The organism is Streptomyces sp. G7(2002) (assembly GCF_028870195.1).
Lineage (GTDB): Bacteria > Actinomycetota > Actinomycetes > Streptomycetales > Streptomycetaceae > Streptomyces > Streptomyces nigrescens.
The window spans coordinates 8,762,240-8,781,718 of sequence record NZ_CP102609.1 but is presented as its reverse complement, the minus strand read 5'-3'; the positions used below and the strand labels follow the sequence as shown (position 1 = coordinate 8,781,718).

At 71.0% G+C, this 19,479-nt stretch carries 18 protein-coding genes; 4 read left to right on the top strand and 14 right to left on the bottom strand.

Features of this window, described 5'->3' with window-relative positions; genetic code table 11:
- Position 1: 1 nt before the first annotated feature.
- The 11 genes from NUT86_RS37845 to NUT86_RS37800 all read right to left on the bottom strand — a co-directional run bounded on the left by NUT86_RS37845 (position 2) and on the right by NUT86_RS37800 (position 10,895).
- Complete coding sequence (locus tag NUT86_RS37845; protein WP_274739916.1) at positions 2–382, bottom strand: hydrogenase maturation nickel metallochaperone HypA/HybF; 381 nt, start codon at positions 380–382, stop codon at positions 2–4.
- 127 nt (positions 383–509) lie between these two features.
- Positions 510–614 (bottom strand): DUF6893 family small protein, encoded by a 105-nt coding sequence (locus tag NUT86_RS40770; protein ID WP_371874773.1) that lies wholly within the window; start codon positions 612–614, stop codon positions 510–512.
- Positions 608–1,171, bottom strand: a complete 564-nt coding sequence (locus tag NUT86_RS37840; protein ID WP_018092038.1) for a hydrogenase maturation protease — start codon at positions 1,169–1,171, stop codon at positions 608–610. Before NUT86_RS37840 ends, NUT86_RS40770 begins: the two co-directional genes overlap by 7 nt.
- Positions 1,168–2,589, bottom strand: coding sequence for a hypothetical protein (locus NUT86_RS37835; protein ID WP_274739914.1), 1,422 nt, complete (start codon positions 2,587–2,589; stop codon positions 1,168–1,170). The genes NUT86_RS37840 and NUT86_RS37835 overlap by 4 nt, the downstream gene beginning before the upstream one ends.
- Positions 2,586–3,290, bottom strand: a complete 705-nt coding sequence (locus NUT86_RS37830) for a DUF6084 family protein (RefSeq protein WP_266439924.1) — start codon at positions 3,288–3,290, stop codon at positions 2,586–2,588. The genes NUT86_RS37835 and NUT86_RS37830 overlap by 4 nt, the downstream gene beginning before the upstream one ends.
- Positions 3,287–3,841 (bottom strand): DUF5947 family protein, encoded by a 555-nt coding sequence (locus NUT86_RS37825; protein ID WP_018092041.1) that lies wholly within the window; start codon positions 3,839–3,841, stop codon positions 3,287–3,289. Before NUT86_RS37825 ends, NUT86_RS37830 begins: the two co-directional genes overlap by 4 nt.
- Before the next feature lie 110 nt (positions 3,842–3,951).
- Positions 3,952–4,563: a hypothetical protein gene (locus NUT86_RS37820; protein WP_174876295.1), complete on the bottom strand. Its 612-nt coding sequence runs from the start codon at positions 4,561–4,563 to the stop codon at positions 3,952–3,954.
- Positions 4,560–6,341, bottom strand: a complete 1,782-nt coding sequence (locus NUT86_RS37815) for a nickel-dependent hydrogenase large subunit (protein WP_018092043.1) — start codon at positions 6,339–6,341, stop codon at positions 4,560–4,562. The genes NUT86_RS37820 and NUT86_RS37815 overlap by 4 nt, the downstream gene beginning before the upstream one ends.
- A gap of 85 nt (positions 6,342–6,426) precedes the next feature.
- Complete coding sequence (locus NUT86_RS37810; RefSeq protein ID WP_026170050.1) at positions 6,427–7,515, bottom strand: NADH-quinone oxidoreductase subunit B family protein; 1,089 nt, start codon at positions 7,513–7,515, stop codon at positions 6,427–6,429.
- 304 nt (positions 7,516–7,819) lie between these two features.
- Entirely contained in the window at positions 7,820–8,557 is a 738-nt protein-coding gene (locus NUT86_RS37805) for a DUF4232 domain-containing protein (RefSeq protein WP_274739910.1), read from the bottom strand.
- A 514-nt stretch (positions 8,558–9,071) separates the two neighbouring features.
- Positions 9,072–10,895 (bottom strand): 2-isopropylmalate synthase, encoded by a 1,824-nt coding sequence (locus NUT86_RS37800; protein ID WP_274739908.1) that lies wholly within the window; start codon positions 10,893–10,895, stop codon positions 9,072–9,074.
- 165 nt (positions 10,896–11,060) lie between these two features.
- On the opposite strand from NUT86_RS37800, the gene NUT86_RS37795 reads away from it, so the two are divergent.
- On the top strand, positions 11,061–11,750 hold the full coding sequence (locus NUT86_RS37795) for a FadR/GntR family transcriptional regulator (protein ID WP_159484325.1): 690 nt from the start codon (positions 11,061–11,063) through the stop codon (positions 11,748–11,750).
- Positions 11,751–11,823: 73 nt separating this feature from the next.
- Complete coding sequence (locus NUT86_RS37790) at positions 11,824–12,357, top strand: GNAT family N-acetyltransferase (RefSeq protein WP_159484327.1); 534 nt, start codon at positions 11,824–11,826, stop codon at positions 12,355–12,357.
- 207 nt (positions 12,358–12,564) lie between these two features.
- Here the strand turns inward: NUT86_RS37790 and NUT86_RS37785 are convergent, their stop codons facing one another.
- Positions 12,565–15,138 (bottom strand): MFS transporter, encoded by a 2,574-nt coding sequence (locus NUT86_RS37785; protein ID WP_274739906.1) that lies wholly within the window; start codon positions 15,136–15,138, stop codon positions 12,565–12,567.
- Between the two features lie 624 nt (positions 15,139–15,762).
- Positions 15,763–16,449 (bottom strand): ScbR family autoregulator-binding transcription factor, encoded by a 687-nt coding sequence (locus NUT86_RS37780; RefSeq protein ID WP_274739904.1) that lies wholly within the window; start codon positions 16,447–16,449, stop codon positions 15,763–15,765.
- Between the two features lie 175 nt (positions 16,450–16,624).
- Here NUT86_RS37780 and NUT86_RS37775 point away from each other — a divergent pair, with 175 nt between their 5' ends.
- Both NUT86_RS37775 and NUT86_RS37770 read left to right on the top strand, forming a co-directional pair.
- On the top strand, positions 16,625–17,608 hold the full coding sequence (locus NUT86_RS37775) for a ScbA/BarX family gamma-butyrolactone biosynthesis protein (RefSeq protein ID WP_229837840.1): 984 nt from the start codon (positions 16,625–16,627) through the stop codon (positions 17,606–17,608).
- Between the two features lie 220 nt (positions 17,609–17,828).
- Complete coding sequence (locus tag NUT86_RS37770; protein WP_159484331.1) at positions 17,829–18,593, top strand: SDR family NAD(P)-dependent oxidoreductase; 765 nt, start codon at positions 17,829–17,831, stop codon at positions 18,591–18,593.
- A gap of 43 nt (positions 18,594–18,636) precedes the next feature.
- Here NUT86_RS37770 and NUT86_RS37765 read toward each other — a convergent pair whose 3' ends face one another.
- On the bottom strand, positions 18,637–19,428 hold the full coding sequence (locus NUT86_RS37765; RefSeq protein ID WP_159484333.1) for a 2OG-Fe(II) oxygenase: 792 nt from the start codon (positions 19,426–19,428) through the stop codon (positions 18,637–18,639).
- Positions 19,429–19,479 lie beyond the last annotated feature (51 nt).

The window sequence follows — 19,479 nt, the reverse complement described above, 5'->3', positions numbered from 1 at the left end:
TTCAGCGCTCCTGATGAGTCGGTACGTGTACCGGGGCGTCGTTCCAGCACACACTGACGATCTGCAGTTCCCGGCCGGACAGCAGCTCGGCCGTGGCGCCGCCGCAGCCCGGGCAGCTGAGCTGCGGCGGCATGCCCACCGGCCAGGTGTCCGCGCAGGGGCCGCAGCGGGCGCGGGCCGCGACGGGTTCCGTCACCAGCTCCGCGCCCTCCAGCACCGTTCCGGCACAGGCGAGTTCGAAGGAGAAGGCCAGTGCCTCGGGGACCACCCCGGCCAGTTCGCCGACCTGCAGCCGGACGCTGTTGACGGTGGTGGCCCCGGCGGGCCGGGCCGCGCTTTCGACCTGGTCCACGACCGCAAGCGCGATGGACATCTCGTGCATCGGTCCCTCTCTGGTACGGGGACGACCGGGTGCCGCTCGGCTTCATTAGACGGCGCGTCCGAGGGGCGGCCGGGGTGCCTCGCCGGGGCGGCGCGGTGGCGTACGCCGTTCGGTGCAGCGTCGCCCGTCACATGGAGCGAATGCGCATATAGCGCTTGATGTCAGGCAGCACGGACTTCACGACGAGGGCGAGCGCGGCGGCGAGGGCCCCGCTCAGGGCGAGCTTCAGCATGGTGTCGTGTTCCTCTCACTGGTGTGCGGTCCGGCGGCGGACGGTGTCGGTTCCTCCGCGCCGACCAGCCGCAGGATGAGCTGTACGGCCTCGTCGACCGCGGCGTCGACGGGTTCGCTGAGCCCGATGCCTTCGGCGACATCGGCCGGTTCGCAGCCGACGACCATGACACGTTCCGGGCGCCGGCCGCCGGTGCCCGCACTGAGGGTGTCGAGCAGTGCGAGCACGGCGTCGGGGGTCATATGGTGCCCGTCCAGCGCGGTGGCCGGCGGGCGGTCGGCGGGAGTGGTGGCGTCGAGGAGGTAGACGGTGCCGGGTTCGCCGCCGCGCGCGGAGGCGTCCACCAGGAGCACCGTGTGGTAGCCCTCCAGCATCTGGTAGGCCAGGTGTACGCCCCGTACACCGACGTCGACGACCTCGACCCCGTCGGGGAGTTGGTGCTCGTCGAGCCGGCGGACGGCCTCGACGCCGAAGCCGTCGTCGCCGAGGAAGATGTTGCCGACGCCGGCGATCAGCGTCTTCGCGGGCCGCTTGGCGACGGCTGCCTCGGGACTCACGCGTCCTCCAGGGGAGCGACTTCGTCGGGTTGGAAGTACAGGAACCGGCCCTGCTCGCGCCGGATGTCGACGCCCGGATCGCCCTCCACGGTCACCGCGAGGTGCACCCCGCCGTCGACGTCGTGCAGGACCGCCTCCACATGCGCCGTGCGGCCCTGGAGGAAGAGGTCCTGGGCATCGGTGCGCCGCAGGCCGGGGCGCAGCAGCACCCTGCTGCCGGCACCAACCGACCGCCCGTCGACGGTGATCCGGTCGCGTACGGGGTCGACGCTGCGGTCGCTCTCCGGGTCCCACCAGGGAGTGTCCGGACGGACGCCCGGCACCTCCGGGGCGAGCTCGTCGGGGGCGGCCGGGCCGGGCCCGGTGACCTCGCGCAGCGCCCGTACGGCGCCGTGCAGTCGCTCCAGCACCTCGGGCGGCATGGTGTCGGCGAGCTCGATGACCTCGGCGGCGCGGGGGTCGGTGCCGCGGGCCTCGCGCTTCTCCTCATCGGTGAGGGCCGCGGTGCGCAGGGCCAGGATCTCGTCGATCTCCAGGGCGTCGTAGAGCGCACCGGGGCTTTCCGGGGCGATGGCCGGGTGGTCCTCCAGGATGATCGGCGCGGAGAGCACCACATCGGCGCGGCCGGACTCACCGGCCAGCACGGGCCAGACGTGCTCGTTGCGGCAGGCCGCGACGGCGCCCCTGGCCCACTCCGGCGGGTCGGTCATGGACACGAAAGCGCCCGCGCTCAGGCCGAGGAGGAGATGGGCACCGACAAGTGAGCGGGGCAGTGCCGCGGCGCGGTCGGCCTCGGTGTCGTCCGGTTGCCAGGTGCTGGTGTTCTCGACGGTCGCGGTCAGCCGGAACGCCGCGTACGGGCCGTCGAGTTCGCTCGCGGTGAGCCGGACCCGGCCGTCGATCTCGGCACTGTGGCGCACCAGCCGGCCGACGAGCTGTCCGTCGGCGTCGTGGACCTGCTCGGTCTCCTCCCGCGCGGGCCGGTTGAAGGGGACGGTGACGCCCTCGCCGGTCAGCTTGGAGATGTCGGCCACGAGCGTGACGCGTTCCTCGACGCCCTCGTCCCAGGGGACCAGCACCCGGTCGGACAGTTCGAGTTCCGCCACGGTCTCGAACCCGCCGTCCGCACAACGGCGTTGGACCGTCCGCCGCTGGGCGCGCAGGAACCGCAGCTCGGCCGAGAGCCGGGCACCGGAGCGGGGCTCCATGAGGCATTCGGTGCGCTGGAAGGAGTGCTCCGCGCTGCCGGCGCCCCAGTGGGGCGGAACGAGCACCCCGAACTGCCAGCGGAGTTGGTTCTTGGCGGCGGACGCGCGGTACGGGTAGAGCACATAGCCCTCGAACAGCACGGCGTCGGCCACCTGGCGGGCGGCGGCGAAGCGGTCCGCCGTCTCCTCGGGCAGCACGCTGGTCGTCACGGCGCGGTCCTCTCGCTGACGGGGCGGACGGCGGCGCCCGGGAAGAGCCGGGCGCGGGGCGCGGGCGGTTCGGTGCCGTCGGCGGCTGCCAGCAGGGACTCGACGGTCGCCTGCCAGGAGGGCAGGGCGTGCCGGGAGCGGTAGGCGAGCAGTGCGTCGAGGGTTTCGCGGGGCAGCCGCAGCCAGCCGCAGCCGGGGAAGTGCGTCTCGGTCATCTCCTGCCAGACGGCCACCGGCATCCGCACGGACGCTTCCTTGTTCCAGGGCACCGGCTGCACCTGGAATCCGCCGGGGCCGGCGAACACCGTGCCGGAGAACAGCAGCAGCAGCGGCACCTCGCCCTCGCGCAGCGCATGGAAGTAGCGGCCGACCGCGACGTCCAGGTCGTAGGTGCAGGGGACGGGGAGATCCACCTCGGTCTCGCCGGTGAAGCCGGGGACGACGAGGGAGACGTGGGCGAACTGCAGGGGGTGCAGGGTGGTGCCCCAGCGGGACCGCTCGCCGAAGAGGTCGGACAGCGCCTCGGCCTCGTCGGACCGGTAGCCGCGCCGGGCCGGTTCGATGCGGAGCTGGCAGCGCAGCGCGAGGGCGTGCACCCGGGCCGCTCCGGCGGCGGTGATGCGCAGCCGGAAGAGGAGGGTGGGTGCGGCGGCGTAGCGGTCGGCGCGTACGCCGGTGCAGACGAAGGACAGCTCGGTCACGGCCGGTCGTCCCCCTTCGGCTCGCGGGCCCGGCGGGCGACCTTGGTGAAGAAGTCGGAGAGCGCGGCGCGGGCCTCGGCGCCGCCGTCGAAGCCCTGCCACAACAGCCGCATCCGGCCGACGAGTTCGTAGCAGATGTCGACGGGCACCAGATAGCAGTCGATACGGCCCTCGGAGCGACGCAGCAGCAGCGCCTCCACATCGGGCCGGAGGAGGGTGGCCAGACGGCTGGCGGAGAGCACGGTCTGCCAGGTCGACGGATCGAGTTCGCTCTCGGTGGCGCCGGCCGGGCTGGGGTAGAGGGCGGCCAGCCGGTCCTGGTCGGCGCTGCGCAGGAAGAACGCGACGCCGACGGGGATCTGGAGTTGGTCCCAGGCCGCGTCGTCGAGGGTGTGGCCGGGGTCGACGAGATAGCGGTCGGGGACCGTACGGAACTGTCCAGCGCCGGCGCCGGGCCGGTCGAAGAGCAGCGCGCACGGGGTGCAGGCACAGGCGAGCGCGCGGCGTTCGGTGTCGACCAGGTGGCGGTGGTTGTGCTCGGCGAGCACCATGGCGCACAGTTCGCAGCGTTCGGGGGCGGCCGGCACCGGCGCCCGGAAGCGGCGCAGGCCGCGGTGGGCGGGCGGCGGTCCCAGGCGCGGTGGCGCCGCTGGCCGGCCGCTCACGAGGCGGTGGCGGCGGTCGGCGGGCGACGGGAGATCTGCAGCAGCGCCGGCTCGGGCCGCTCGCCCGCCGCCTCCCACTGCATCGAGGTCACCTCGGGCGCGAAGCAGGACACGGCGGCCTCGACGGCCTGTTGCGCCTGCCGGCTGGTGCTCGGGCAGCCGCAGCCGCCGGAGTCACCGGAGCGCAGCCGCAGCGTTCCGGTGTCCCCGTCGAACTCCGCGACCTCGGCGGGGTGTTGACGGCGGACGCTGTCCAGGGCGCGGCCGATGCGGGCCGCGGTGTCCTCGGGGTGCAGATCGTGCAGCACCAGCAGGCTGGTCACCAGATCGTCGCCCAGCAGCGCCGAGCGCGGGCCGTCGTCGTCCGTGCCGCTGCCCAGGAGGTGCATGATCCGGGCGAGTCCCGCGCCGTAGAAGTCCATCAGGACGCGGACGAGTTCCTCGGCGGCGGCGCTCGCCTCACGGTCGTCGCGCTGCGCGAGGCGGTCGAGTACCTCTTCGACGCGCCGGCCGGTGGCCTCGGCGTTCGGCACGGCGGCGGACGCGGCGCCCCTGGGTGCACCGGCCTGCGGTGCGGCGGCCTGCACCGTGGTGGCCCCGGCGCTCATCCGGCGAGCCCGCTCAGACCGGTGGGCACATGCATCTTCTGTACGGACTGCCCGTTGCCGACGTACATGTGGACGCCGCAGGGCAGACACGGGTCAAAGCTGCGCACCGTGCGCATGATGTCGATGCCCTTGAAGTTCTCCGGGGTGTTCTCCTCGAAGATCGGGGTGTTCTGGACGGCGTCCTCGTACGGGCCAGGGGTGCCGTAGGTGTCCCGGGTGCTGGCGTTCCACGGGGTCGGCGGGTACGGGTGGTAGTTGGCGATCTTCCCGTCCCGGATGACCATGTGGTGCGAGAGGACGCCGCGCACCGCCTCGGTGAAACCGCAGCCGATGGACTCGTCGGGAACCTCGAACTTCTCCCACGTCTGGGTGCGTCCGGCGCGGACCTCCTCCAGGCCCTTCTCCGCGAAGTGCAGCGCCATGGCGGCGGTGTACGCCTGGAAGTAGGTGCGGGCGCGGTTGCGCTCAATGGCGTTGCTCCACTTGGGGATCTTCCACTCGAAGCGGGCCTCGGGCCGGGTCATGGAGCGGGGCAGGTCGATGGTGACGCTGTGGCCGGTGGACTTCACGTACGGGGTGTCCACCAGTCCGGACAGCGCGGTGGACCACAGCCGGGCGATCGGGCCGCCGCCGGTGTCCAGGGCCAGATGCTCCTTGCCGTCGAACCAGCGCGGGGACATCACCCAGCTGTACTTGTCGGCGAAGTCCCGCTTCTGCGGGGCGGGGATGGTGTGCTGGTTCCACGGGTGGCGCGGGTCGACGGGGTTGCCGAGCGGGTCGTGGGTGACGAACTGCTCCTGGCCTTCCCAGTCCTGGTAGTAGGAGCTGCCCAGCAGGATCCGGATGCCCAGGTTGATCTCGGTGAGGTCGTTGGTGACCAGTTTGCCGTCGACGATGATGCCCGGGGTGACGAACATCTTCCGTCCCCAGTCCGTCATGTTGCGATAGGTGAAGTCGCAGTGGTCGGGGTCGTTGAGCGCGCCCCAGCAGCCCAGCAGGACGCGCCGGCGGCCGACCTCCTCGTACCCGGGCAGCGCCTCGTAGAAGAAGTCGAACAGGTCGTCATGGAGCGGGACGACCCGCTTCATGAACTCGACGTAGCGCATCAGCCGGCTGAGGTAGTCGGTGAAGAGCTGGACGCTGGCGACGGTGCCGACACCGCCCGGGTAGAGCGTGGAGGGGTGCACATGGCGGCCCTCCATGAGACAGAACATCTCCCGGGTGTAGCGGCTGACCTGGAGCGCCTCGCGGTAGAACTCGCCCTCGATGGGGTTGAGGGAGGTCATGATGTCGGCGATGGTGCGGTAGCCGTGGTCGCCCGCGTGGGGGGCTTCGGTGCGCTGGGCGAGCTCCCACACGCCGGGGTTGGTCTCGCGGACCATCTTTTCGCAGTAGTCGACCCCGACCAGGTTCTCCTGGAAGATGTTGTGGTCGAACATGTACTCGGCGGACTCGCCGAGGTTGATGATCCACTCCCCCAGGTGCGGGGGCTTCACCCCGTAGGCCATGTTCTGCGTGTACACCGAGCAGGTGGCGTGGTTGTCACCGCAGATGCCGCAGATGCGGCTGGTGATGAAGTGCGCGTCACGGGGGTCCTTGCCCCGCATGAAGACGCTGTAGCCACGGAAGACGGACGAGGTGCTGTAGCACTCCGCCACCCGCTTCTGCTTGAAGTCGATCTTGGTGTGGATGCCGAGGCTGCCCACGATCCGGGTGATCGGATCCCAGGACATCTCCGTCAGACCGCTGCCGTCGGCCGCCTTCGTTCTCGGTGCCATCGTGAGTGCCGTGCCCTTCTTTTGCGCGCGGGGGTGAGGTCGGACGGACGGTCCGGGGTGCCGGACGGCTACGGGCGGGGTGTGCTCACCAGGGTTTCCGGTAGCCGGTGGTCAGTTGGTCGCCGCGGTGGCGCCACTTGGGCTCGTGGTCGACGGTCCTGGCCGTGATGCTCCGCAGACGGCGGACGACGCTGCCGTACGCGGCGCTGGCGCTGCTGGAGAGCTTTCCGCCGGGGGGCTCGTCCATGAACGGCATGAACTTGTCGGGGAAGCCGGGCATGGTGCAGGCGATACAGATGCCGCCGACGTTCGGGCAGCCGCCGATGCCGTCCATCCAGCCCCGCTTGGGCACGTTGCATTTGACCACGGGCCCCCAGCATCCGAGCTTCACCAGACACTTGGGCGAGTCGTACGTGGTGGCGAACTGGCCCTGCTCGTAGTAACCGGCCCGGTCACAGCCCTCGTGCACGGTCTCCCCGAAGAGCCAGGTGGGCCGCAGCTGGTCGTCCAGCGGGATCATCGGAGCCGCGCCCGTCGCCTGGTAGAGCAGGTAGGTCAGCGTCTCCGAGAAGTTGTCCGGCTGGATCGGGCAGCCCGGCACACAGACGATCGGGATCCCTGCCTTGGACGTCCAGTCCCAGCCCAGGTAGTCGGGCACACCCATGGCGCCCGTCGGGTTGCCCGCCATGGCATGGATGCCGCCGTACGTGGCACAGGTACCGATCGCCACCACGGCGAGCGCCTTGGGGGCGAGCCGGTCGATCCACTCGCTGGTGGTGATCGGCTGGCCGGTCTCCGGGTTGTCACCGAAGCCGCACCAGTAGCCTTCCGGCTTGATGGACTCGTTGGGGATGGACCCCTCGACGACCAGCACGAACGGATCGATCTCGCCGCGTTCGCCCTTGAAGAACCACTCGATGAAGGTGTCCGCGCCCCCGACCGGGCCGCATTCGAAATCGATCAGTGGCCAATGGACGGCGACCTTGGGCAGCCCCGGCAGCACACTGAGCGCGATCTCCTCAATGCTCGGCTGCGTCGCGGCGGTGAGCGACACGGAGTCGCCATCGCAGCTCAGGCCGGCGTTGATCCAGAGAATGTGGATCGGGGACTCGTCCTCGGCGGACGGCTTTCCGTTCGCTGCGGCCTTGTCGGCCACGCTCGAAGCTGCAGACATGGGGATGTCTCCTAGGCAGATATGCAACGAAAGCGCTCATTCAAGGCTTCCATCCACCTTGGTAACACCGATACCGAAGCACGGGGCGGTCACCAGGGGCCGTTGTGGTGACATACCACCCGAGCGTCCGAATCAAAGGCCACAGCACCACAGCGGGTCACCGTCCTCCGCGAAGGCCTGCGGTCCGGTCCGGCCGGCCCCCTCCCGGCATGCGCACGCCCCCGGCGCACCGTGCACCGGGGGCGTGCTTGTCGTGACGAGGCCGTCCGCGGCTGTCCTTGCCGCGCGCCCGCGGACCGGGCCGTCAGCCCAGGGAGCCGGCCGTCACCGCGGTCACGTCGAACCGCCCGCCGCACACCCGCAGTCCGCGGCTGCCGGTGGTCATCGACTCCTTGGAGCCGGGCGGGTAGACGAAGACGAGCTGCGACTTGGCCCAGCACGGGGTGTCCGAGACGCCCTCGTTGAGGGTGTGCAGCAGGGCGTGTGCGCTCTGGCCCGGCTGGAGCCGGACGGCACCGCGGGCACCGCCCTCGCGGGTGGCGGGCTTGCCGACGGCCGAGCCGTCACGGTTGATCAGCGAGACCCCGGGGAAGCCGCGCAGCGAACAGGCCTTCTTGCCCTTGTTCGTGAAGACGAGGGGGTAGCGGATGTTGCCCGCACCGGCGTCGGAGGCGCCCAGGCGCAGCGACATGTTGGCGGCGGTGCAGCGGTCGGAGGCCGCCGTGGTGGAGGTGTGGGCCTCTGCGGCGCTCGGCGCCTTGCCCGTCGGCTCACCGCCGGGAGAGGCCACCGCTTTCGCCGACGGCTTCTGAGCGCCCGCGGTGGACTGCTCCTTCGCAGCGGACGGCTGCGCACTGCCGTGGGACGTCTTGTCCCCGCCACTCGCCTTGTCGTGGGACGTGGCGGGTGCGGCGGCCGACGAGGGGCGGGATGCGGCGTCGGGGCCGCCCTCACAGGCAGTGAGCGCAAGCGCCGCGACAGCGATCAGCGATCCCGCGGCGACACGACGACCGCGGCCGAGCATCTTGATGGTGAGCGACATAAGTGTCCCCCTCGTCTGGTAGGGCGAGCTCTCGTAGTGGGGTGCGGTCCGTCCGTTGCTCGTTCCAGCGTGGCCCTGGGCACTGCCGGTCCGCTAACGAGGCACTAACACACCACTAACGAGCTTGGGTGCTCGGCACGCCGATAACCCCGGCAACCGGTGTGACCAGCCGGGTTTCGGGGCGCGCCGCTCAGACTCGCAGAAAATTCCCGATGTGCGGATGCGGCACCCCCGAGTTCGGCCGTTCCGCCGACCCGGACCATAGGCCCCACGGGCCCCTGCGGGCCCACCGGCCCCAGTGGGCCCGCAGAGGGCCGGGTCCGCTACTCCCCGTGTCCCCGGTCGGCACCGTCGTTCGGCGGACCGGGGACGAGAGGGCCGTAGGAGTCGCGGTCGCCCCGCCCGGGACGCGTACGCCCGCGCCCAGGGCCGGGGAGCCGGTACGCAGGCGTAGAAGGACCTGGGTCAATGCCGCGGACGGCGGGCGCCGTGGAGCGCCCGCCGTCCGCGGCCCCTACGAGACCTCCCCCTTCGCCCGGTTCACGGCCGACAGCACCGCCCGCACCGAGGCCATCAGGACGGAGGTGTCCCGGCCCGCACCCCAGTACGTGGCGCCGCCGATACGGCACCGGACGTAGGCGACCGCGGCACTGTCCGGGCCCGGGGCGAGGGCGTGTCCGGCATAGCTGAGGATGCCGACGGGGTGCCCGGCGGCGGCCAGCGCGTCGGTGAAGGCGGCGAGCGGACCGTTGCCGGAGCCTTCGTAACGCCGCCGGCCGTCCGCGGCGTTGCCCCCGCCGAAGCTGCACACGACACGGTGCTCACCCGGCGCGGGCTCGGTGGCGCTCCAGGAGCCGAGCGTCAGCGGGCCCTCCTCCCCCGGCGCGAGATAAGTGCTCCGGAAGAGCTCCCACAGCTCCTTCGGGGTGGCCTCCTGCCCGCTGTCGTCCGTGGCGCGCTGCACCGTGCGGGAGAAGTCGGGCCGCAGGTCCTGCGGCAGGTCCAGGCCGTGGTGCAGCTGCAGGAGGTGCGCGATCCCGCCCTTGCCGGACTGGCTGTTGACCCGGATGACCGCCTCGTAGGTGCAGCCGAGGTCGGCCGGGTCGACGGGCAGATACGGCACCGTCCAGGGCGCCTCGGACTCCGGTACGCCCAGGCCGGCCGCGCGCCGGGCATGGTGGGCCAGCCCCTTGCTGATGGCGTCCTGGTGGGTGCCGGAGAAGGCGGTGTGGACGAGCTCACCGGCATACGGGTGGCGTGGGTGGACGGGCAGCCGGATGCAGTCCTCCACCGTGCGGCGGACGGTGGAGAGATCCGAGAAGTCGATCATCGGGTCGACGCCCTGGGTGTGCAGATTGAGGGCGAGGGTGACCAGGTCGACGTTGCCGGTGCGCTCCCCGTTGCCGAACAGACAGCCCTCCACCCGCTGCGCCCCGGCCAGCACGGCGACTTCCGCACAGGCCACTCCGGTACCGCGGTCGTTGTGCGGGTGCACGGAGAGGACCACCGCATCCCGCCGCGTCAGATGCCGGTGCATGTACTCGATCTGGTCGGCGTACACATTGGGTGTGGCGACCTCGACGGTGGCCGGCAGATTATGGGTCACCGGACGGTCCGGCGAGGCGTCCCAGAGGTCCGTCAGACCGTTGCAGATCTCCAGCACGAGATCGGGCTCGGTGAGGTTGAAGACCTCCGGCGAGAACTGGAACCGGATGTCGGCCCCGGGCCGTGCCGCGACCAGCCGGGCCATATGCGTCGCGGCATCGTGTACCAGGTCGCGCACCTCCGCCCGGCTGCGGCCGAGGACCACCTGACGCCACGTGGGTGCGGTCGGCGTGTAGAGGTGCACGACGGTGCGCGGCAGCCCCTCGATGGCCGCGAAGGTCCGCTCGATCAGTTCCCGGCGGGCCGGGGTGAAGACCACCACCGTCACGTCGTCCGGCACCGCACCGCTGTCCGCCAGATGGCGGACGAAGTCGAAGTCGGTACGGCTCGCGGAGGGGTAGGCAACCTCGATCTCCTTGAAGCCCATCGCGACCAGCAGGTCGAACATCCGGCGCTTCCGGGGAGTGTCCATCGGCTCGGCGAGCGCCTGATTGCCGTCGCGCAGATCGACCGGCACCCACAGCGGGGCCCGCTCGATCCGGGCGGCGGGCCAGGCCCGTCCGGTCAGCGGCACCTCGACGCGGTCCTGCGCGGGCCGGTAACGGTGGGCGGGCATCGCGCTGCCGCGCTGCGGATTCCACGCCGGCGCGTCGGCGGGTACGGGGCCGGCGGGCGTACGGAGGGTGGGAAAGCCGCCCACGGCGGTGCGATCGGCTGAAGTGGTGCGGGGCATGACGGTCCTTCACAAGCCGGAGGGAGACCGGCAGCACCGAACCCCGCGGCGGGGTGCCGGTCGCGTCAGGCCCCGCCACGGCGGCCGATAAGGAGACCACGCAGCTTCATGGCCGGTACACTAACCACGGAACAACTCCTCAGACAACCTGAGAGGTATGACGGGATGGCACTCGAAGCTCTCCGCCCCAGCCCGCTGGTCGAACAGGCCGCCCAGCGGCTGCGCGACCAGATCACCGGCGGGCACTGGCCGGTGGGCACCAAACTCCCCGGCGAAACCACGCTGGCCAAAACCCTCGGCGTCGGCCGCTCCACGGTCCGCGAGGCCGTACGGGCCCTGGCCGGCGCCGGGTTGGTGCAGCCACGCCAGGGCGCCGGCGTCTTCGTGATCGCCACCGAGCCCACCGAGGACTGGCCCACCCGCCTGCGCCGCGCGGCCGTCGCCGATGTCTACGAGGTCCGCGCCATGGTCGAGGTACAGGCCGCCCGGCTGGCCGCCACCCGGCGCACGGAGGCCGATATCGCGGCGATGCGGGCCGCCCTGGAGGGACGGCGTTCGGCAACCGGAGCCGGCCACGCGGCTTTCGTGGACGCGGATATCGCGCTGCACGCGGCCGTGGTCGATGCCGCGCACAACCCCGTCCTGACCGATCTGTTCACGGAGTTCGCACCGGCACTGCGCCAGGGGCTGATCGACCTGGTGGAACTGCTGGGGCTCGGGAACGAGGAACCGCAGCACGGTGACGCCCGGCACGCGGCACTGGTCGAGGCCGTGGCGGACGGCGACGGGGAGGCGGCGAGCCGCGTCCTGCAGACCGAACTCGAGGAGACGCTGGCGCAGCTGCTGAACCGCTGACCTGCACCGCACGGACCGCGAACGGACACCCGCCGATTACCGCCGCGCCCCCGCATTCGACAGGATGGGAGGCATGACCGAGATCCGCACCCCCCGCCTCATCCTCCGCCGCTGGACCGACGACGACCTCGCCCCCATGGCGGACATCAACGCGGACCCGCTCGTCATGCGCTGGATCGGCGACGGCTCCACCCTCGACCTGGACCGCACCGCCGAGGAAATCGAACGGTGGGAGGAGGAGTGGGACGACGAGGGCTTCGGCCTCTTCGCCGTCGAACTGCTCGCCTCGGGCGAACTGGCCGGATGCGCCGGCCTGTCCGTACCCGAATTCCTGCCCGAGGCCCGGCACGAGATCGCGATCAGCTGGCGCCTCGGCCGGCAGTACTGGGGCCAGGGCTACGCCTCCGAAGCCGCCCAGGCGGTGCTGGAGTTCGCCCTCCAGGACCGCGGCCTCGACCGCGTCATCGCCATCAACCGGCTCGGCCATGAGTCCTCGCAGAACGTCGTACGCAAGCTCGGCATGGCCTTCGAACGGGAGGCGACCCATCCGGAGTACGGCCATGCACTGACGGTGCACAGCATCGACCTCACGGAGTATCAGGGCTGAGGGGGACCGGGGACGGGGTCGGGGGGGACGAGGTCGGGCGCCTGGGGGGCGAGCGCCGGGGCCGGAGGCCGGGGGTTCGGCCACCGAAGTTCCATGACGTCCCCCTCCGGCCCGTCGGGGCCCCTCAAGCACCACGCAGCGAACCGGAACCGGACCGGCAGCGGGCCAGCGGGCAGTTGACTGCGGTGCCTGGTGGGCCGGAGCAGCTCAGCCGGCGGCTGTCGGTTGTTGGGCAAGCTCCAGATCGAGGGTTTCGCTGGCGCCCGCGGTGAGGGATATCGGGGCGGAGTGCGGCGGATAGCCGGCCGCGGTGAGGGTGTAGTGCCGGCCTCTCAGGTCGGAGAAGGCGAAGGCGCCGTCCGGCCCGGTGACAGTGTGTCCGGCGACCGTGCCGTCCTCGACGAGGGTCACGGCGGCGTCGGTGAGCGGTCGACCGCCCGGGCCCCGTACGGTGCCGCGGACCGTGGCCATCGGCTGGAGGTGGGCGTTCTGCCGTTCCGGTGCGCCGCCGGACAGTTCCATGGCGCGGGCCTGCGGCTGATGGCCTACGGCGCTGAGGACCAGGGTGTAGTGGCCGGGCGGCAGTTGGGGGACGTGCCAACTCCCCTCGGCACCGGATGTCGTACGGGTCACCACAGCGCCTTCGGCATCGGTGACGACGATGCTCCCGCCGGCCAGCGGGGTGCCTTCGGCGCCTCCGAGCAAGGTGCCGCCCAGTCCGCCGGTGGGTGCGAGGATCAGGTCGACCCGGGTCGAACCGCCCTTGCCGTGGTACGTGGCGGAGGCCGCGTACGGGGTGTGGCCGGGCGCGGCGCCCGTGAGGACGTAGATGCCGGCCGAGGAGGCGTCGAGTGCGTAGCGGCCGTCGGCGTCGGCCGTGGTGACGCCGGTCTGGCGGCCCTGCCGGTCGATCAGGGTGATGCTCGCGCCGGAGACCGGACTGCCGGAGGTGTCCACCACCCGGCCCCGGAAGCCGGCGGCGACGGCATCGGCAACGGCTCCGGCACCGGCAGTCGTCGCGTCGGGGGCCAGCCGGGAGGGGGCCGTGTGCCGTTCGGTGACCGGCTGCGCCCAGGACGGTGCCGGCTTCACCAGCGGGGCCAACCGCCCGGCCGATGCAGTCAGTTCGGCCGGTTCGGCTGCTACAGCCACTGCGGCCGGGGCAGCAGGTGCGGGCGCGTCAGCAGGTGCGGGCAGGGTAGCGGCGAGCGGCGCAGCGGTCTCCGCCGCCGGCCGCGCCGCACCCCGCGCACCGTCGGTGTCGGCTGCGTCCGCCGCCTCTCCGTCGGTGCTCTGCGCGACCAGGGTCGGGCGGGGCGCCTTCCGCTGTGACGGCAGGAAGGACGCCAGGGCGACGCCGATGAGGACCGCGGCCGTGGCGATGAGGAAGGAGACCCGGAAGCCGGCCATCGTGGGCACCGTCACCGGTCCCACGCTCTTGGACATATGGGCCAGCACCATGCCGATCACCGCGCTGGACACGGAGGTGCCGATGGAGCGCATCAGGGTGTTCAGACCGTTGGCGGCGCCGGTCTCCGAGGCGTCGACGGCACCGATGATCAGCGCGGGCAGCGAGGAGTAGGCCAGGCCTATACCGGCGCCCACGACCACCGCGATGATGACGGTCTGCCAGGCGGCATTCATCAGGCCGATGCCCGCGCCGTAGCCGATCGCGATGACCAGCATGCCGAGCAGCAGCGAGACCTTGGGGCCGCGCCGCGCGGCGATCCGCGCGTACAGCGGCGCGACGAACATCATCGTCAGGCCCAGCGGCGCCATGCACAGCCCGGCCACCACCATCGACTGGCCCAGGCCGTAGCCGGTCGACGTGGGCAGTTGCAGCAGCTGCGGCAGCACCAGGGAGATCGCATAGAACGCCACACCGACCGTGATCGATGCGAGGTTGGTCAGCAGCACCTCACGACGTGCGGTGGTCCGCAGGTCGACCAGCGGATCGGCGAGACGCAGCTCCATCACGCCCCACAGGACCAGGATCAGGACCGCAACACCGAAGAGTACGAGGGTCGTCGGCGAACCCCAGCCCCAGTCACTGCCCTTGGTGAGGGGCAGCAGCAGAGCCACCAGACCGGCCGACAGCCCGATGGCGCCCGCCACGTCGAACCGCCCCTGGGCCCGTACCGCGGTCTCCGGTACGACGAGGAGCGTGAGCAGCATCGACAGCACGCCGAGCCCGGCGGCGCCGAAGAACAGGGCGTGCCAGTCGGCGTGTTGGGCGACCAGAGCCGCGGCCGGCAGTGCGAGCCCGCCGCCGACGCCGATCGATGAGCTCATCAGACCCATGGCCGAGCCGAGCCGTTCGCGCGGCAGCTCGTCGCGCATGATGCCTATGCCGAGCGGAATCGCGCCCATGGCGAAGCCCTGCAGCGCCCGGCCCACGATCATGGTGACCAGGTCACTGGTGAAGCCGCAGATCAGCGAGCCGACGACCATGACCGCGAGGCTGGTCAGCAGCATCCGCCGCTTCCCGTACAGGTCACCGAGGCGCCCCATGATGGGAGTCGAGACGGCACCGGCGAGGAGGGTGGCCGTCATGACCCAAGTGGCGTTGCCTGCCGTGGTGTTGAGCAGCACCGGCAGGTCCTTGATGACCGGCACGAGCAGCGTCTGCATCACCGCGACGACAATGCCGGAGAAGGCGAGGACCGGGACGACGCCGCCGGAGGATCTGCGCTTCCCAACCACTGCCGGGTCGGACACCGGGGGCACGGCTGGGGTGCCCACGGTCCTTTCGGGAAGCTGGTCCGTCGTCGTCCGGTTCATACGCGCGGCCTCCAGGGCGGCAGAGGTGAGTGTGGTGGGTGGGTGTCGCCAGGGGGTGGCGAAGCAGGGGTGAGCGGCAGGCGTTCGGGCATCGGGCGTCGTCTGCGGGCATGGGCACGATCAGGCCGTGAACAGAGGGCAGTCCGATACGTACAAGACTGATACGTGCATGGCGAACGTTTTATCCGGGAGTCCTATTCCGCCGCGCGGCCCCGCGTCTCGCCCCGGCGGCCGTGACCTGCCTCACGCCGCCCCGCCCGCTACTCTCCCCCGCCCCGCCCATCGAACCTCCCCCTCGCCCCGCCTTCGATGCGGAATCCACCGAGCCCACCGAGCCCACTGAACCCGCTGAATCCAGTGAACCGCACGCCACTGACAATCCCGCGCGACAGCGGCCACCACCCCGCCACCACCGCTCACGACTGCTCATGCACTGCCGTACCCGTTACCCGTTACCCGTCAACGGCGAGAGGCGCCGCGGCCCTTCCGCGACGCCTCTGACCTGCACAAGTTATCCACCACTTGCTCACACTTCACCATTCAACACCGTCTGCGCGGTATGTTTTCACCCCGCCCTCAAGGTGCTGAACAGCCCGCCCCGGCCCGGCTCCCGGCAGGCCGGGCTCACCGCGTGGGAACGCCGGCCTCAGCATCGGCCGCGACATCCGCCAGGGCCTTCCCCTGCAGGGCGGCATCGAGTTTCGCCCCGCGCTCCGGGTCCAGATTGAGCTTGGCGAGGATGGCCGGCACCGCGATGCTGGGGAGAGTGTGCTGGAAGAAAATGGTCAGGCGCTGGCTGAGGTCGGCCTGATTGGTCAGCGCATGTGACATCAACTGCAGGCCGGCGAAGGCTCCGACGAAGAGCTCGGCGGTCTCGGGCACGACGACGCTCTCCATGATCTCGCCGCGGTCCCGCGCCTGATCCAGCAACTCCACGACGAACCGGGTCCAGGCGAGCATCGACTGCTTGCGGTCAAGGTGGTTGGAGCCTTGCTCGACCGCCAGCCGGGCCGCCCCGCGCTGGATCGGGTCACTGCGCAGCCGGTATGCCAGCACCTGCCCCGCGTCGACGAACTCCTGCAGCTTGATCTTCTGCGGCTCCACCGCGATGTCCAGCACATGCTCGTCAAGTACCGCGAGCGCGAGCTGCTCCTTGGAGGCGAAGTGGAAGTACAAGGCGCCCTTGGTCACGCCGGCGCGCTCCAGGACTTCGGCGATGGTCGCGCGGTCGTAGCCGAGGTCGTCAAAGACCGATGCGGCCGCCTCCAAGATCAGTCGCCGGGTCCGGATCGCGCGGTCCTGTTGCGCCACAGGACGCCTCCTGTCTCTCGATGTATTTTCACGTTCCGCATCAGTTAGCTACCGCTCAAGTCGCGCCTGGACCAGCTACTTGCTCCGTTTCGCCGCCCGGCATTGAAAATAAAACCGGATGGTACGTATCTTAACAGCGCCGGACCTCATCCCATTGAGACGCCTGGGGGCAGTCATGAGCGACACGATGCACGTCAGCGGCGCTGTTCAACCCAGGGCTCCACATCAGACGCAGCCGAAGCGGAACCACCACAGCACCGCCGATTATCGCCGCGACCCCGGTGTCCCACGGGAATTCGTGCACCGTCCCTTCATCGACGACATTCTGGTCACCTCATGGCATCGCCGGGACGACTCCCACTTCTCGCTGACCGCACAGTGGCCGCACGATCACGGGTATTTCACTCCGGTCCATGGCCGTCACCATCTCATTCTCACCGGCGAGACCATTCGCCAGGCCGGGCTGCTGCTGTGTCACACCGAGCTCGGCGTACCGGTCGGCCATCACTTCATTCTCGGGGACCTGGTATATACAACCCACCCCGAGCACCTGGTCGTTGGCAGCGGCCCCACCCGGCTGTCGATCGATGTCACCTGCAGCCGGATGCGGATGCGGGCAGGCACGCTCACCAGCGGGCACTTCGACATGACCATCCGCAAGGCGGGCCGGATCGTCGCGACCGGCCACTCCGACGTGACCGTCACCTCCCCCGCCGTCTACCGCCGGATCCGCGGCGACCGGCTAGCCGCACGCCGACCGCTCGGCCCGCCCCCCACAGCCGTACCGCACCAACTGACCGGCAGCGCCCATGACAGCGATGTCCTGCTCTCCCCCACCGCCCGGCCCGACCGCTGGCAGCTGCGTATCGTGCCCGGCCATGCCGCGATGGTGAACCCGGCGAACGACCACATTCCGGGAATGCTGCTGCTCGACGCCGCGCAGCAGGCGGCCCGCGCGCTCACCGCGCCCCAGGCCTTCGTGCCGTACGCCTTCGGTACGGAATTCCGCCGTTACGCCGAGCACGGCATTCCCTGCGTCATCGAGGCGCACCGCCTCCCGTCCGCGCTCCCCTGCACCACGACGGTCCAGGTCACCGGCTCCCAGGACGGCCGGCCGGTGTTCCTCTCCACCCTGACAGCGCTGGAAACCCGGGACTGAGCACACTGCTCACGAGCCGCCTGCGTCACGACAGGCATCCGCAGGTCATGGCCGCCGCACCGCGCGATCGGCCACCGCGGGTCTGAGCCGTAGCGGCTCTTGAGGCAGGGGCGGCCGGCCCCCGGCAGCCGCACCACGGCACAACACGGCACAACACAGCAATTGAAGGTCCACGGCGGCAGCAGGACCGCCGCAGTTACACGGAAGGCCAATCACACTCATGGGTGACCTCAACGGAAAGACCGCGCTGGTGACGGGATCCAGCCGGGGTATCGGCCGGAGCATCGCCCAGCGCCTCGCCAAGGACGGTGCACTGGTAGCCGTCCACTACGGCAGCAATGACACCGCGGCCAAGGAAACGGCGGAGAGCATCACCACAGCGGGTGGACGGGCCTTCATCGTGGGCGCGGAACTGGGAGTTCTCGGTGATGCCGAAGCCCTCTTCGCCGCCTTCGACACCGAACTCGCCGCCTCTGGTGCGGAACCCGGGCTCGACATTCTCGTCAACAACGCAGCGCTCAACTTCCCCGGGCGCATAGACCAGGTGACCCCCGAGGAGTTCGACCGCACCATCGCGGTGAACATCAAGGCCCCGTTCTTCCTCGCCCAGCACGGTCTGCGGCGGATGCGGGACGGCGGACGCATCATCAACATCTCATCGGCGGTGACGAGTACGGCGCACCCCTCGCAGATCGCCTACAGCATCTCCAAGGGCGGGATGGACACCCTCACCCTGGCCCTCGCCAAGGACCTCGGTGCCCGCGGGATCACGGTGAACACCATCGCCCCCGGCTGGGTCGAGACCGATGTGACCGCGACGCGGCGGGCGACGCCTGAGGGGCGGGCCGCGCTGGCGGCCTATTCGGTGTTCAACCGGATCGGCAAGCCCCAGGACATCGCCGACGTCGCCGCGTTCCTCGCCTCGGACGACTCCCGCTGGATCACCGGCCAGCGCTTCGACGTCACCGGCGGCTCCATGCTCTGACGCCACCGGGCAGCGCCCTGGGCCGGCGCGGGCGACGGCGTCGTCAGGCGTCGTGGAATACCAGGCCCAGGGAGTGCCGCCGGCCGGAGCGGACGGTGCTCACACCGTGGCGTACGGGGCCTGCCGACCAGCCTCGGGCGGAGCGTACGGGGCGGTCGCGGGTGGTGAAGATCAGGCCGTGGCCCTGCGGCAGGACGGTGGTGGTGCCGCGGGACTGGGCGCGCGGCCGCTGCTCGACGAGGAGGAATTCCCCTCCGGTGTAGTCGGTGCCCTGCTCGTCCAGGCCGATGACCACCTGGAGGGGGAAGACCACCTCCCCGAAGATGTCCCGGTGCAGCGCGTTCCAGTCGCCCTCCCCGTAACGCAGCAGAATCTGTGCGGACTTGGTCTGCCCGGCTTCGTGGCACAGGGTCAGCCACTCCTCCAGGGTGTCCGGCCAGGGGGCCGGTCTGCCGAGCTTGTCCGCCCAGTCGCGGGCGGTCTTCAGCAGGTGCGGGTAGAACGCCTCGCGCAGTGCCTGGACCGGTTCGGGGAGCGGGTCGGCGAAGTAGCGGTACTGGCCCGAGCCGAAACGGTGCCGTGCCATGTCGATGGTCGAGCGGAAGCGGGCACGGCTGCCGGATTCCGCGCCGTGGTCCGGGGCCGGCTCGTCGTACAGCGCGCTGAGGGCGCGGCAGTCCGCCGGGCTGAGCAGACGTGGGGTCACCGCGCAGCCCACACCGTTGAGTTCCTCGGCCAGCGCCGTCCAGTCGGCGGCGGCGACGCGCTGGGCGAGCGTGGCGGGGCGGGCGTGGCGCTTGGTGGTCGTGGTGGTGGCAGTGGTCGTGGTGGTCATGGAGCGCTCCAGCGGGGCGGGGCGGCGCCCGGCGATCCCGAGCGGCGCGGG

Bases quoted from the DNA above. Each gene is read 5' to 3' on its own strand.
- NUT86_RS37765 (WP_159484333.1), bottom strand. From the start codon at position 19,428: ATGACCACCACGACCACTGCCACCACCACGACCACCAAGCGCCACGCC.
- NUT86_RS37785 (WP_274739906.1), bottom strand. From the start codon at position 15,138: ATGAACCGGACGACGACGGACCAGCTTCCCGAAAGGACCGTGGGCACC.
- NUT86_RS37815 (WP_018092043.1), bottom strand. From the start codon at position 6,341: ATGGCACCGAGAACGAAGGCGGCCGACGGCAGCGGTCTGACGGAGATG.
- NUT86_RS37825 (WP_018092041.1), bottom strand. From the start codon at position 3,841: ATGGTGCTCGCCGAGCACAACCACCGCCACCTGGTCGACACCGAACGC.
- NUT86_RS37805 (WP_274739910.1), bottom strand. From the start codon at position 8,557: ATGTCGCTCACCATCAAGATGCTCGGCCGCGGTCGTCGTGTCGCCGCG.
- NUT86_RS37810 (WP_026170050.1), bottom strand. From the start codon at position 7,515: ATGTCTGCAGCTTCGAGCGTGGCCGACAAGGCCGCAGCGAACGGAAAG.
- NUT86_RS37770 (WP_159484331.1), top strand. From the start codon at position 17,829: ATGGGTGACCTCAACGGAAAGACCGCGCTGGTGACGGGATCCAGCCGG.
- NUT86_RS37775 (WP_229837840.1), top strand. From the start codon at position 16,625: ATGAGCGACACGATGCACGTCAGCGGCGCTGTTCAACCCAGGGCTCCA.
- NUT86_RS40770 (WP_371874773.1), bottom strand. From the start codon at position 614: ATGCTGAAGCTCGCCCTGAGCGGGGCCCTCGCCGCCGCGCTCGCCCTC.
- NUT86_RS37800 (WP_274739908.1), bottom strand. From the start codon at position 10,895: ATGCCCCGCACCACTTCAGCCGATCGCACCGCCGTGGGCGGCTTTCCC.
- NUT86_RS37820 (WP_174876295.1), bottom strand. From the start codon at position 4,563: ATGAGCGCCGGGGCCACCACGGTGCAGGCCGCCGCACCGCAGGCCGGT.
- NUT86_RS37790 (WP_159484327.1), top strand. From the start codon at position 11,824: ATGACCGAGATCCGCACCCCCCGCCTCATCCTCCGCCGCTGGACCGAC.
- NUT86_RS37845 (WP_274739916.1), bottom strand. From the start codon at position 382: ATGCACGAGATGTCCATCGCGCTTGCGGTCGTGGACCAGGTCGAAAGC.
- NUT86_RS37795 (WP_159484325.1), top strand. From the start codon at position 11,061: ATGGCACTCGAAGCTCTCCGCCCCAGCCCGCTGGTCGAACAGGCCGCC.